Origin of the sequence: Streptomyces araujoniae (assembly GCF_050871195.1) — a bacterium.
GTDB classification, from domain to species: Bacteria; Actinomycetota; Actinomycetes; order Streptomycetales; family Streptomycetaceae; genus Streptomyces; species Streptomyces bacillaris.
The window spans coordinates 7,604,070-7,617,340 of record NZ_CP194070.1 but is presented as its reverse complement, the minus strand read 5'-3'; the positions used below and the strand labels follow the sequence as shown (position 1 = coordinate 7,617,340).

The window sequence follows — 13,271 nt, the reverse complement described above, 5'->3', positions numbered from 1 at the left end:
CGCCCCATCCTGACCGGAAAGTCCGGTGAATCCCGGTAAGGGACCCGCGCGGTCACCGTATTGACGGGCTGCCGGGTCCCTACGATCGCCCGATGGATGCCATGGACGGGGCAGCACCGGTCACGACGGCGGTCCGGTGGCCGGGCCGGGCGGCAGGGCTGGCGCTGGCCTGCCATCCGGGGCCGGTGCTGGCGGTGACCGCGCTCGCCTGCGCGCTGGCCGCCGGGGTGGGCCTCTCCCCCGGCCGGTTCGCCCTGGTGGGGGCGGCGGTGCTGGCCGGGCAGCTCTCGGTGGGCTGGTGCAACGACGCGTACGACGCGGGGCGCGACGCCCGGGCCGGCCGGCGGGGCAAGCCGGTGGCCGACGGCGCGGTGCCCGTCCGGGTGGTGTGGGGCGCGGCGGCGGTGGCGGGCGTGTCGTGCGTACCGCTCTCGCTGGCCTGCGGCCTCCTCGCCGGCACGGTGCACCTGGCCGCGGTCGCCGCCGCCTGGCTCTACAACCTGCGACTGAAGGCGACGGTGCTCTCCTGGCTGCCGTACGCGGTGGGGTTCGCCGCGCTCCCCTCGCTGGTGGCGCTCGCCGCCCCGGGTGCGCCCTGGCCCCGGTGGTGGACGGTGGCGGCGGGGGCGCTGCTGGGGGTGGCGGCGCATCTGGGTGACACCCTGCCGGACATCGAGGCGGACCGGGCCGCCGGGATCCGGGGGCTGCCGCACCGGCTGGGCGCCACGGGGACCCGGCTGCTGCTGCCGGTGCCGCTGCTCGGGGCGACGGCGGTGCTGGTGCTCGGCCCGCCGGGGCCGGTGGGCGCGGGGGCCCTGGCCGTCCTCGGCCTGGCAGGTGCGGCGGCTCTGGCGGGTCCGGCGTTGGGCCGCTGGTGGCGCAAGGCCGCGCTGGCGGGGGCGGTGGCCGTGGCGGCCGCGGATCTGGCGCTGCTGCTGGTGAGCGGCACCGCGCTGACCTGAACCACGCGCCGCCACAGCTTTTCTGACACATCGTCATATTGGCTGTCGTCATGACGTGAGCATGCGAGAACCGTTGACAAATCAGAAACAGACCAGAAATCTGTGCACCGCTGCTTGCAAAACATTGACTGCATGACTCAAATCCTGTGGAACACCCTGCAGAACAAGGGGACAGCATGAGATGGAAGCGACTCACCCGACGATCGATCACGGGCCTGCTCATAGCCGGGCTGGCCTCCGTCGGCCTTCTGCCCGTCCAGGCCGGGGCCGCTGAACCGACCGACCTGGCCCGGGGCAAGAGCGTCACCGCCAGCGGATCGCACGGCGGCTACCCCGCCGCCAACGCCAACGACGGCCAGGTGAACACCTACTGGGAGTCCAACGGGCACCCGGCGACCCTCACCGTGAAGCTGGGCGCCGACGCGGACCTCCACTCCGTGGTGGTCAAGCTCAACCCCGATCCGATCTGGGCCACGAGGACCCAGGAGTTCCAGGTGCTCGGCCGGACGCAGAGCGGGACCGGCTTCACCTCGCTCAAGGCCCGCGCCGGCCATGTGTTCGACCCGGCCACCAACGCCAACACGGTGACCGTCCCCGTCAGCGGCCGGGCCGCCGACGTCCAGCTGCAGTTCTTCTCCAACACCGAGGCGCCCGGCGCCCAGGTCGCCGAGATCCAGGTGTTCGGGACGCCCGCGCCCAACCCGGACCTGACCGTGAGCGCCCTGTCCTGGAGCCCCTCGGCCCCGTCCGAGACGGATGACATCACGGTCCGGGGGACGGTCCGCAACAGCGGGACGGCCCCCTCGGCCGCGACCACCGTCGATGTGAGCCTCGGCGGTACGGTCGTGGGGAGCGCCCCGGTCGGCCCGCTGGCGGCAGGTGCCTCCGCCCAGGTCTCGGTGGCGGTCGGGAAGCGGCCGCAGGGCTCGTACACCGTCTCGGCGCTGGTCGACCCGACCGACACCGTCGTCGAGTCGGACGAGACCAACAACAGCCGCACCACCGCCTCCCCGCTGGTGGTGGGCCAGAGCCCCGGCCCCGACCTGGAGGTCCGCTCCATCACCTCCTCCCCGGCCAACCCGGCCGTGGGCGCCGCGGTCTCCTTCACCGTCGCCGTGCACAACCGGGGCACCAGCGCGGTGAGCGCGGGCACGGTCACCCGGCTGACGGTGGGCTCCACCACGCTCAACGGCACCACCCCGGCGATCCCGGCGGGCGCCACGGTGAACGTCACCCTCGGCGGCAGCTGGACGGCGACGAGCGGCGGGGCCACCCTGACGGCCACGGCAGACGCCACCAACCTGGTGGCGGAGACCAACGAGAACAACAACACCTTCGCCCGCTCCATCGTCGTCGGTCGCGGCGCGGCGGTGCCGTACACGGAGTACGAGGCGGAGGACGCCGCGTACCGGGGCACGCTGCTCGTGGCGGACGCCGAACGGACCTTCGGCCACACCAACTTCGCCACCGAGTCCTCCGGCCGCAAGTCGGTCCGGCTCAACTCCACCGGCGAATACGTGGAGTTCACCTCCACAGGCGCCTCGAACTCCGTCGTCGTACGGAACTCGATCCCGGACGCGCCGGGAGGTGGCGGCCGCGAGGCGACCATCAGCCTGTACGCGGACGGCCAGTTCGTGCGCAAGCTGAACCTCTCCTCCAAGCACAGCTGGCTGTACGGGAACACCGACGACCCGGAAGGGCTGACCAACCGGCCCGGCGGTGATGCCCGGCGGCTGTTCGACGAGGCGAACGCCCTGCTCGACCGGACCTACCCGGCGGGCACGAAGTTCCGCCTCCAGCGGGACACCGGCGACGACGCCGCGTTCTACGTCATCGACCTGATCGACCTGGAGCAGGTGGCCCCGCCGACCTCGCGGCCCGCGGGCTGCGTCTCCATCACGGCCTACGGCGCGGTCGCGAACGACGGGATCGACGACACGGCGGCGATACAGCGCGCGGTGACGGCCAATCAGAAGGGCGAGATCGACTGCGTCTGGATCCCGGCGGGCCAGTGGCGCCAGGAGCAGAAGATCCTCACCGACGACCCGCTGGACCGGGGTCAGTGGAACCAGGTGGGCATCCGCGATGTGACCGTCCGGGGCGCGGGCATGTGGCACTCCCAGCTCTACACGCTGACCCCGCCGCACGAGGCGGGCGGGATCAACCACCCGCACGAGGGCAACTTCGGTTTCGACATCGACGACAACACGCAAATCTCCGACATCGCCATCTTCGGCTCCGGCACGATCCGCGGCGGTGACGGCAACCACGAGGGCGGAGTGGCCCTCAACGGCCGGTTCGGCAAGGGAACCAAGGTCAGCAACGTCTGGATCGAGCACGCCAACGTGGGCGTCTGGGCAGGCCGCGACTACACCAACATCCCGGAGCTGTGGAACCCGGGCGACGGCGTCGAGTTCACCGGGATGCGCATCCGCAACACCTACGCCGACGGCATCAACTTCGCCAACGGCACCCGGAACTCGACCGTGTACAACTCCTCGTTCCGCAACACCGGGGACGACGCGCTCGCGGTCTGGTCCAGCAAGTACGTCAAGGACCAGTCCGTCGACATCGGCCACGACAACAGCTTCCGGAACAACACCATCCAGCTGCCCTGGCGCGCCAACGGCATCGCGGTCTACGGCGGTTACGGCAACAAGATCGAGAACAACATCATCGCCGACACCATGAACTACCCCGCCATCATGCTGGCGACCGACCACGACCCGCTGCCCTTCTCCGGGCAGACCCTCATCGCCAACAACGCCCTGCACCGCACCGGCGGTGCCTTCTGGAACGAGGACCAGGAGTTCGGTGCGATCACCCTCTTCCCGCAGAACCTGCCCATCCCCGGCGTCACGATCCGCGACACCGACATCCTCGACTCCACGTACGACGGCATCCAGTTCAAGACGGGTGGCGGCCTGATGCCGGACGTGAAGATCCAGAACGTCCGGATCGACAAGTCCACCAACGGCTCCGGCATCCTCGCGATGGGCGGCGCGCGCGGCAACGCGACGCTGACGAACGTGACCATCACCAACTCGCGTGACGGCCATGTGCTGATCGAGCCCGGCTCGCAGTTCACCATCACTGGCACCCCGGGCGGCACCCGCGCCCAGCGCTAGTCCCCGCTGTACGTCGCCGGGCCGGTGGCCGTCCACCGGCCCGGCGACGCCCCTTACCGTGGCCCGGATTCCCCCCGTCACGGCTCTGGGAAGTGCGAGGTCCGGCCGCTACCCTCCGCGCATGATTCCCACGGTTGTCTGGGGTACCGGCAACGTCGGCCGGGCGGCGATCCGCGCCGTCGAGGCCCATCCGGCACTGACGCTCACCGCCGTTCTCGTCCACGATCCCGCCAAGGTCGGCCGGGACGCGGGCGAGTTGGGCGGACTCGGCCGCACGCTCGGCGTCGCGGCCACCGACGACATCGCCGCCGTCCTCGCCGCCCGCCCCCGCGCGGTGGTCTACGCGGCCTCCGGCGACATCCGCCCCGACGACGCACTCACCGACATCGGCCGGGCGATCCGGGCCGGGGCGGTCGTCGTCACCCCCTCCCTCTATCCGCTCTACGACCAGCGCAACGCCCCGCCGGAGCTGCGGGATCCGCTGGTGGCCGCCGTCGCGGAGGGCGGCGGCTCGCTCTTCGTCTCCGGCGTCGACCCCGGCTGGGGCAACGACGTGCTGCCGCTGCTGGTGAGCGGGCTGGGCACCGAGGTCGACGTGATCCGCTGCCAGGAGATCTTCGACTACTCCACGTACGACCAGGAGGACTCCGTACGCCATCTCATCGGCATGGGGCACCCGTTGGAGTACCAGCCGCTGATGCTGGCCGAGGGCGTCCCGACGATGGTGTGGGGCGGTCAGATACGGCTGATGGCCCGGGCGCTCGGGGTCGAACTCGACGCCTTCCGCGAGACGTTGGACCGGCGGGCGCTGGAGACGACCGTGACCACCCGGACGATGGGCGCGTTCGAGAAGGGCACCCAGGGCGCGGTCCGGTTCGAGGTGCAGGGCGTCGTGGGCGGCGAACCCCGCATCGTCATCGAGCACATCACCCGTATCCACGCCTCCTGCGCCCCCGACTGGCCCTCGCCGCCCGACGGAGTGGGCGCGCACCGGGTGGTGATCGAGGGCCGCCCCCGGATCGAGGTGACGGTCGAGGCCTCCGACGAGGGTGAGAACCGGTCGGCGGGCGGGAACGCCACGGCGGTCGGGCGGCTCGTCTCCGCAATCGACTGGCTGGTGGAGGCCGAACCGGGTCTGTACGACGCACTCGACGTCCCGCTACGGCCTGCGGTCGGCAGGCTGGGAAGGAGAACGGCATGATCATCGACATCCCGGAGGGCAAGGAGCCCATCGGCTACGTCTGGGGGGAGCTGGTCCCCGGCATCGGGACGGCCGCCGCGGCGTTCTCGATGTCCGTGTACGAGCACACCACGCTGGGGCTGCGCGAGTTCGAGGCGGCCCGGCTGCGGATCGCGCAGATCAACGGGTGTCTGTTCTGCCTGGACTGGCGGACCGATCGGGACGGGGAGAAGGTCGAGGAGGAGTTCGCGCGGGCGGTGGCCGAGTGGCGGACGGCCGAGGTCTTCGACACGCGGACCCGGCTGGCGGCGGAGTACGCGGAGCGGTACGCGCTGGACCACCACGGTCTCGACGACGCCTTCTGGCAGCGGATGACCGCGCACTACAGCCAGCCGGAGATCGTGGAGCTGTCCATGAGCATCGGCTCGTGGCTGGCGTTCGGGCGGCTCAACCATGTGCTGGGGATCGACGCGGTGTGTGTGCTGCCGGGCCATTAGGGGCGGCCCCTGGGCGGAGTCCGGGGCCGCCGGGTTGGCACTCCCGGCCCCGGGCTCTCCGTACACGCCGACCGCGGCGCCCTCGGCGCCTACAGGTCGGCGGCGATGATCCGCTCGATGTTGCGCTCGGCGAGCGCGGTGATCGTGACGAACGGGTTGACGGTGGTGTTGCCGGGGATCAGCGCCCCGTCGATGACGTACAGGCCCGGGTAGCCGTGCAGCCGCCCGTAGTTGTCGGTGGCCTTGTCGAGGACCGCGCCGCCCAGGGGGTGGTAGGTCAGGTGGTCGCCCCAGATCTTGTGGACTCCGAAGAGGTCCGTGCGGTAGATCGTCCCCTCCTTCTTGTTGATGCGGTCGAAGATGGTCTTCGCCGCGTCGATGGACGGCTGCTTCCACGCCGTCTGCCAGTCCAGCTCGGCCCGTCCCGCCGCCGCGTTCCAGGTGAAGCGGGCGCGGTGCGGGTTCTTGGTGATCGAGAGGTAGAACGAGGCCCAGGTCTCGATCCCGGTGGGCAGCGGGGCGACCTCGGCGAAGGCTCCGCCCGCGTCCCAGTTGTCGATGCCGGCGGTGGGGATGGAGGACTGCACCTTCCCCGTCGGGTCCCAGAGGTGGTTGGCCCGGCCGCACATGACGTTGCCGTTGTCGCCCCAGCCCTTGCCGATCTCGTCGTTGAGCAGCGGCAGCGCGCCGGTGGCCTTCAGCCCGACGAGGAGCTTGCTGGTGCCGACGCTGCCCGCCGCGAAGAAGACCTTGCCGGCGGTGACGGTCTTGGTGGCGGTGGTCCGGCCGGTGGTGTCCAGCTGGTCGATGAGGACCGTGTAGCCGCCGCCGGAGGCCGGGGAGACGCGGGTGACCTTGTGCAGCGGGGTGACGGTGACCCGGCCGGTGGCCCTGATCCGCTCGATGTAGGTCTTCTGGAGCGACTTCTTGCCGTAGTTGTTGCCGTAGAGGATCTCGGCGTCCAGCGCTGATCTCGGTACGGTCCCGGCGGCCTCCTGCTTCATGTAGTCCCAGTCGTAGACGGCGGGGACGAAGAGGAAGGGGAAGCCGGCGCGCTGGGCGTGCTTCCGGCCGACCCTCGCGTACTGGTAGCAGTCGACCGTGTCGAACCAGGCGGGGTCGATGGTGGAGACCCCGAGGTCGGCGTTGGCCCGGGGGTAGTAGGTGCGGTACATCTCGCCGGCGTCCACCGTCGGGAGGACGGCGGCGAAGTTCTCCCGCTTCGGGGTGACGGCCATGCCGCCGTTGACCAGCGAGCCGCCGCCGACGCCACGCCCCTGGTAGACGGTGATGCCGGCGAACTCCTCGGCGTCCAGGATCCCGGTGTAGCGGTTGACCTGTCTGTCGATCGGGAAGCCGAGGAAGTTGCTCAGCGGCTGCTTGGTCCGGGTGCGCAGCCAGAACGAGCGGTCGTCGGGCCGGGTGGTGTTGGCGAAGATCTTGCCGTCCGCGCCCGGGGTGTCCCAGGCCATGCCCATCTCGACCATGTGCACGTCCGTACCGGCCTGGGCGAGCCGGAGCGCGGCCACCGAGCCGCCGTAGCCGGTGCCGACGACCAGCACCGGCACATGGGCTCCGGAGCCGATGGGGGCCGCCGCCGTACGGGGCGCGGCCCAGACCGGGGCGGTGGGCCCGGCGAGCGCCGCGACCCCCAGAAGAGAACCTGTTCCCGTGATGAAACGTCGACGGGAGACGCCTTTCGAGACGTCGTTGTGCTGGACAGTGTCGCCCATATGACCTACCTCACTCTCGGCAGAATGCAACAGGTTCTACTGCTGATCGCGTGGTAAGTCACGAGAAACTTGGGGGTAACTTCCCGGCACGCGAGAGGGGCCCCGGACCGTGCGGTCCGGGGCCCCTCGGGCTGTCGTACGCCGGGTGCGCCCGGTGATCAGTAGGCGCCGAAGACGTTGTCGATCGAGCCGTAGCGGTCCGCGGCGTAGTTGCACGCGGCGACGATGTTGGCGACCGGGTCGTAGCTGTCGGTCGAGGTGCCGGGCACGTGGTAGGCGCGGAAGGTCGGGTCGATGACCTGGAGCAGCCCCTTGGACGGGGTGCCCTTGGCCGCGTTGGAGTCCCAGTTGTTGATCGCGTTCGGGTTGCCCGAGGACTCGCGGATGATGTTGCGGTGGATGCCCTCGTAGCTGCCGGGGATGCCGTGCTGGGCCATGACCGCCAGCGACTCCTTGATCCAGCCGTCGAGGTCGTTGGTGTACGCGGTCGGGGCGGCGGCGGCCGGGGCAGCCTGGGCGGCGGGGGCGGCGGCACGCGCGGAGCGGTCGGCACGCTCGGCCGAGGCGGCGCGGTCGGCGGTCGGGGCCGACTTGCCGGCCTTTCCGGCCTTGGCGTCTGACGGGGCGGCAGCCTTGGCGCCGACGGTGAGGGTGATACCCGGGTGAATAAGGTGCGGGTTCTCCCCGATGACCTTCCGGTTGCCTTCGTAGAGCTTCTTCCAGCCGCCGCTGACGGAATAGTCGCGGGCGATCTTGGAAAGCGATTCGCCGGACACCACGGAATGCTTGGCGGGCGCGGCCTTCGTCACGGAATTCGCCTGGGCGGTCACGGAGACGGATGTTACGGCCTTTTCCGCGACGGACGGAGCGGGGGCGGCGGAGGCGGTGGTGGCGCCGAGGACGGGAAGGGCCAGAACGGCTCCACCCGTGGTCACGGCGGCGATGCCACGGCCCAGCGAGACGGACTTGGGACGGCGGTGCTTACCCGGTGCGGGCATGGGGAATTTCCTCTCCGGCGCCTACGGGGTGAGCTGTCGGGTTCAGACGGGAGATGTCTGGCCGCACGGGACGTGCGACTTCACCCCTAGCCGCTCCGGAGACCGGATCGGCGACTTACCTGGGTCCCCCGCTCCTGCCGTACGTGAGTGGGTTGCGGATTCCCGGACGGCGGCAGGATTCGGCGTTCCATCCGGATTGACCGTGACCGTAGGCGAAAAACATCGGGCGGAACAAGCCCCGAATTCCGGATCTTCTTTTTCCGCAAGATCGAATGAGCGGAATTCCCGGCCGGCCCGGTTCCGTCACGGCGTCAACTCTCTTCACGGAGAAGGGAACCGAACGCTCCGCTTCTGCGTCCGCACCCCCGGGACGTGACGCTCACCACTCCGGGCGGAGGCGGCCGGAACGGGTAAGGCCAAAGCGACCCAAGGCACCCAATGGCCCTTTTATGGAATTCGGTAATCAAAGACCCAAATCACCCATAACGACCCGAAGAAACGGACTTATCGGGCGGTTCCGTAGGGTGGGTCGGGAGCCTCACGCGGCCTTGGCTTACCGTGTGGGGTGGACACTAGTAAGCCCACCCTTACTTGCCGCGTACTCTGTAACCTGCCCGACCTGCCTGACCTGCCCGCGTTCGCCCGCCTTAAGGATCAACACGCCATGACACGCCCCGTCCGCGTCGCCATTGTCGGAGCCGGCCCCGCCGGTATCTACGCTGCGGACGCGCTGCTCAAATCCGAGGTCTGCCAGGACCCGGGTGTCTCGATCGACCTGTTCGAGCGCATGCCCGCTCCCTTCGGCCTGATCCGCTACGGAGTGGCCCCCGACCACCCCCGGATCAAGGGCATCGTCAAGGCGCTGCACCAGGTGCTGGACAAGCCGCAGATCCGTCTCTTCGGCAACGTCAGCTACCCGAACGACATCGACCTGGACGACCTGCGCTCCTTCTACGACGCGGTGATCTTCTCCACCGGCGCCGAGGCCGACCGGGCGCTGGACATCCCCGGCATCGGGCTGGACGGCTCCTACGGCGCGGCCGAGTTCGTCTCCTGGTACGACGGCCACCCCGAGGTCCCGCGCACCTGGCCGCTGACCGCCGAGAAGGTCGCCGTCCTCGGCGTCGGCAACGTGGCGCTGGACGTGGCCCGGGTGCTGGCCAAGACGGCGGACGAGCTGCTGCCGACCGAGATCCCGGACAACGTGTACCAGGGCCTCAAGGCGAACAAGGCGCTGGAGGTGCATGTGTTCGGGCGGCGTGGCCCGGCGCAGGCCAAGTTCAGCCCGATGGAGCTGCGGGAGCTGGACCACTCCCCCAACATCGAGGTCATCGTCAACCCCGAGGACATCGACTACGACGAGGGCTCCATCGCCACCCGGCGGGAGAACAAGCAGGCCAACATGGTCGCGCAGACCCTGGAGAACTGGGCGATCCGCGATACCGGCGACCGTCCGCACAAGCTCTTCCTGCACTTCTTCGAGTCCCCGGTCGAGATCCTCGGCGAGGACGGCAAGGTCACCGCGCTGCGCACCGAGCGCACCGAGCTGGACGGCACCGGCAACGTCCGGGGCACCGGCAGGTTCACCGACTGGGAGATGCAGAGCGTCTACCGGGCCGTCGGCTACTACTCGGAGGAACTGCCCAAGCTCCCCTTCGACGTGGCCTCCGGCACGGTCCCGCACGAGGCGGGCCGGGTCGTCTCCGGCGACGAGCACATGGCCTCGGTCTACGTCACCGGCTGGATCAAGCGCGGCCCGATCGGTCTGATCGGCCACACCAAGGGCGACGCCAACGAGACGGTCGCCTGCCTCCTGGAGGACCTCGCCGCCGGACGGCTGCCCGAGCCGGCGACGCCCGCCCCGGAGGCCGTGGAGGCCTTCCTGGAGAGCCGGAACGTCCGCTACACGACGTGGGAGGGCTGGCACCGGCTGGACGCCCACGAGCAGGCGCTCGGCGCGGCCCAGGGCCGTGAGCGGATCAAGGTCGTGGAGCGCGAGGGCATGCTGGACGCCTCGGGCGCGTGATCCTCACGGCACCGGCCCCGTACGGGCACCTGACCTGTACGGGGCCGGTGCCCGTCAGGCCGGGTCCGGGGTGCTCCTCGCGCCGCCGGGACCCGGCCCGCGGAAGGTCCGCCACAGGCCGGGCGGGGCGGTTCCGGGAGCCGGTGGCGGCGGCTTCCGCGGCGGGTGCGTCCAGCGGGCCGCCAGCAGCAGGGCGATGTCGTCGGGGCGGTCCGTGGCCTGCCGGGCCTCCCCGATCACCCGGTTCGCGGTCTCGGCCAGCGGCGCGGAGCCGACCCCCTCGATCGTGGCGCGCAGCCGTTCGATGCCCTCGTCGATGTCGGTCCCGGGGCGCTCGATGAGCCCGTCGGTGAAGAGGGCCAGCATGGCGCCGGGTGCGAGGGTCAGCTCGGTGACCGGGTAGGTCGCCTGCCCGTCGATGCCGAGCACGATGCCGCCGGGCAGGTCGAGCACCTCGGTCCGGCCGTCGGCGTGGCGCAGCACCGGCTGCGGGTGGCCCGCCCGCACGGCACGGGCGCGTCCGGTGAGCGGGTCCAGCGCGATGTAGCAGCAACTGGCGAACTGTCCCGGGTCCAGGTCGATGAGCAGCCGGTTGGTGCCGCTCACCACCTCCTGCGGATCGTGGTTGCTCAGGGCGAACGCCCGTACCGCACTGCGCAGTTGTCCCATGGTGGCGGCCGCCGACACACCGTGTCCCTGGACGTCCCCGATGACCAGGGCGAGTTCGTGGCCGGTCTCGATGACGTCGTACCAGTCGCCGCCCACCTCCATGTGCTGGGTGCCGGAGAGATAGCGCCCGAGCGTGTCGACCCCCTCCGCCTCCGGCAGCCGGTGCGGGAGCAGGGCGTCCTGGAGCCCGCGGGCGAGTGCCGACTCGCTGTCGTACCGCTGCGCGCGTTGCAGGGCCTGGGCGATCAGCCCGGCGAGGGCGGTCAGAACGGTGCGCTCCTCCGGGCTGAACCCGCGCGGCCGGTCGAAGCCGAGGATGCACGATCCGACGGGCCGCCCCGAGGCGATCAGCGGCAGGAACGCCCGTGCCCCGACATCGGTCTCCATCGGGATCCCCGGGTAGGCGTCGGCCAGCCGCTGCATGGACTCGAAGAAGATCGGGCGGCCGGTGGTCAGGGTCTCCACACCCGGGATGGGGACATCGAGTCCGACCCCGTCGAACCGGTCGAGGAAGCCCTTGGGGAAGCCGGTCTCCCAGGCGAGGTGGAGGTGACGCTCGCTCAGGAGGTAGATGGCCAGCTGCCGGCCGCCGAACGCGGGCAGCAGCTCCTCGGTCACGACGGCGGAGACCTGACGGGCCGTGACCGCCTCGGTGAGCGCGATGGCCAGGGCGACCGGGCGGTAGAGCGCGGAGGAGCGGTCGGCGGTGGAGCCGATGCCCAGACCGGGCGCGGTGACGGAGCCGGGTGTGTACGCGGGCTGCTCGGTGGCCTGGAAGACCGCGCTCAGCCCGTCCTGGCCCGGGTAGAGGGAGACCGAGAGCCAGACGGAGGGGTCCCGGCGGGCGAGGAAGTGGACGGGTTCGTCGGCGACCAGGGCCGCCCGGCAGTGGTCCTCGTACGCGGGATGCCCGAACCACGGCAGCACCTCCCACACCACATGGCCCAACAGCTCCGCCCGGGGGCGGTCGAGCAGCTCCTCCGCGAGCGCGTTGGCGTAGGTGATACGGCCGATCCGGTCCAGCGAGACGATGCCCCGGGGCAGCCGGTCGGCCGCCTCCGCGATGACGGGCCCGGCGCCGAAGTCGACCACGAAGCCGGTCAGACGGCTCTCGGTGCTCCCGCCGTCCGGGTGGGTCCACCGGCCGGAGAGCTCCAGCAGGTGGTAGCGGCCGTCGGGCCCGCGCAGCCGCATCCGCCGCACCACCGGATCGGCGGATTCCACCGCCTGCCGGGCCAGTGCCCAGAGCCCGTACACGTCCTCCGGTACGAGGCGTTCCGCGAGGGCGTCGACGGTACCGGGGAACTCCTCCGGTTCGGTGCCGAAGATCGCGCACAGGTCGTCGTCGGCGGTGAGGCCCCCGGAGTACAGGTCCCAGTCGAAGCTGCCGACCCTCACGGGCGGCGCCGGGGCGGCCGGCAGCTGGACGGGGATCGGCTCGCCCTCCCAGAGGACGGGGAAGGACCGCGACTCCAGGTCCGCGAGTGCGGCTCCCAGCCGGCGGCCCAGGCGCATCAGCCGTTCCCCGACGGCCGGGGCGACCTCCTCGCCGGGGGTGGCGGTACGCAGGACGGCCAGCACCCCCATGCTGCCGTTCGGGCCGGTGACCGGGACCCAGAGCGAGCCGAAGGGGAACGGCAGCCCCGCCATCAGCTGCGGGAAGCGGCGCATGGCCTCCTCCGCGTCGGCGAGCAGCACGGGCCGCCCGGTGCGGTAGGCCTCGGAGACGGGGAACGGCCGGTTCACGTGCATCCGCCACCAGGGGCGGAACAGCGGCCCCGGCAGCCCGGCCAGCACGGCGAGGCGCAGCAGCCCGGGGGTTCCGGAGCGGAGGTAGACGCCGCCCGCGTACCCCTCGGCGGACTCGACGGCGCTCACGACCCCCTGGGCGAGTACGAGGGACAGCTCGTCCGGTACTCGGCCGCCGCCGTGGTCTCCCCCGGCCTCGGCCCCGCTGCCGGGGGAGCGGGTGGGCCGGGTCGCATCGTGCCGGGTCACACAGTCAGGATGCTCCAGGCCGAGGGGGCGGGCACGTCGGCGGACCGGCCGGGACCCCCTCCGGCCGGTCCGCCGCCCCC

8 protein-coding genes and 1 riboswitch are annotated in these 13,271 nt (G+C 71.2%); of the genes, 5 read left to right on the top strand and 3 right to left on the bottom strand.

Going from position 1 to position 13,271, the window contains the following annotated elements; genetic code table 11:
* Positions 1 to 92: 92 nt before the first annotated feature.
* From ACQ9ZG_RS32160 to ACQ9ZG_RS32145, 4 genes are all read left to right on the top strand, one after another.
* Positions 93 to 962 (top strand): UbiA family prenyltransferase, encoded by an 870-nt coding sequence (locus ACQ9ZG_RS32160; RefSeq protein ID WP_499281517.1) that lies wholly within the window; start codon positions 93 to 95, stop codon positions 960 to 962.
* Between the two features lie 176 nt (positions 963 to 1,138).
* On the top strand, positions 1,139 to 4,090 hold the full coding sequence (locus ACQ9ZG_RS32155) for a CARDB domain-containing protein (RefSeq protein WP_109915429.1): 2,952 nt from the start codon (positions 1,139 to 1,141) through the stop codon (positions 4,088 to 4,090).
* A gap of 121 nt (positions 4,091 to 4,211) precedes the next feature.
* Positions 4,212 to 5,291 carry an NAD(P)H-dependent amine dehydrogenase family protein gene (locus ACQ9ZG_RS32150; protein ID WP_109915430.1) on the top strand — a complete coding sequence of 360 codons (1,080 nt, stop codon included), beginning with the start codon at positions 4,212 to 4,214 and terminating at the stop codon, positions 5,289 to 5,291.
* Positions 5,288 to 5,767 carry a carboxymuconolactone decarboxylase family protein gene (locus ACQ9ZG_RS32145; RefSeq protein WP_018487636.1) on the top strand — a complete coding sequence of 160 codons (480 nt, stop codon included), beginning with the start codon at positions 5,288 to 5,290 and terminating at the stop codon, positions 5,765 to 5,767. Before ACQ9ZG_RS32150 ends, ACQ9ZG_RS32145 begins: the two co-directional genes overlap by 4 nt.
* A gap of 89 nt (positions 5,768 to 5,856) precedes the next feature.
* Here ACQ9ZG_RS32145 and ACQ9ZG_RS32140 read toward each other — a convergent pair whose 3' ends face one another.
* The gene (locus ACQ9ZG_RS32140) at positions 5,857 to 7,500 is read right to left on the bottom strand and encodes a GMC oxidoreductase (RefSeq protein WP_258312161.1); all 1,644 of its coding nucleotides are present in this window, start codon (positions 7,498 to 7,500) and stop codon (positions 5,857 to 5,859) included.
* Positions 7,501 to 7,658: 158 nt separating this feature from the next.
* A complete protein-coding gene (locus ACQ9ZG_RS32135; protein WP_499281516.1) occupies positions 7,659 to 8,498 on the bottom strand; it encodes a transglycosylase SLT domain-containing protein in 840 nt (279 codons plus the stop codon).
* A 3-nt stretch (positions 8,499 to 8,501) separates the two neighbouring features.
* A riboswitch (cyclic di-AMP (ydaO/yuaA leader) is annotated at positions 8,502 to 8,662 on the bottom strand.
* A 500-nt stretch (positions 8,663 to 9,162) separates the two neighbouring features.
* Between ACQ9ZG_RS32135 and ACQ9ZG_RS32130 the strand changes: the two genes are divergently transcribed.
* Positions 9,163 to 10,524 (top strand): FAD-dependent oxidoreductase, encoded by a 1,362-nt coding sequence (locus ACQ9ZG_RS32130; protein WP_499281515.1) that lies wholly within the window; start codon positions 9,163 to 9,165, stop codon positions 10,522 to 10,524.
* 54 nt (positions 10,525 to 10,578) lie between these two features.
* Here the strand turns inward: ACQ9ZG_RS32130 and ACQ9ZG_RS32125 are convergent, their stop codons facing one another.
* The gene (locus ACQ9ZG_RS32125; protein ID WP_499281514.1) at positions 10,579 to 13,191 is read right to left on the bottom strand and encodes a SpoIIE family protein phosphatase; all 2,613 of its coding nucleotides are present in this window, start codon (positions 13,189 to 13,191) and stop codon (positions 10,579 to 10,581) included.
* Positions 13,192 to 13,271 lie beyond the last annotated feature (80 nt).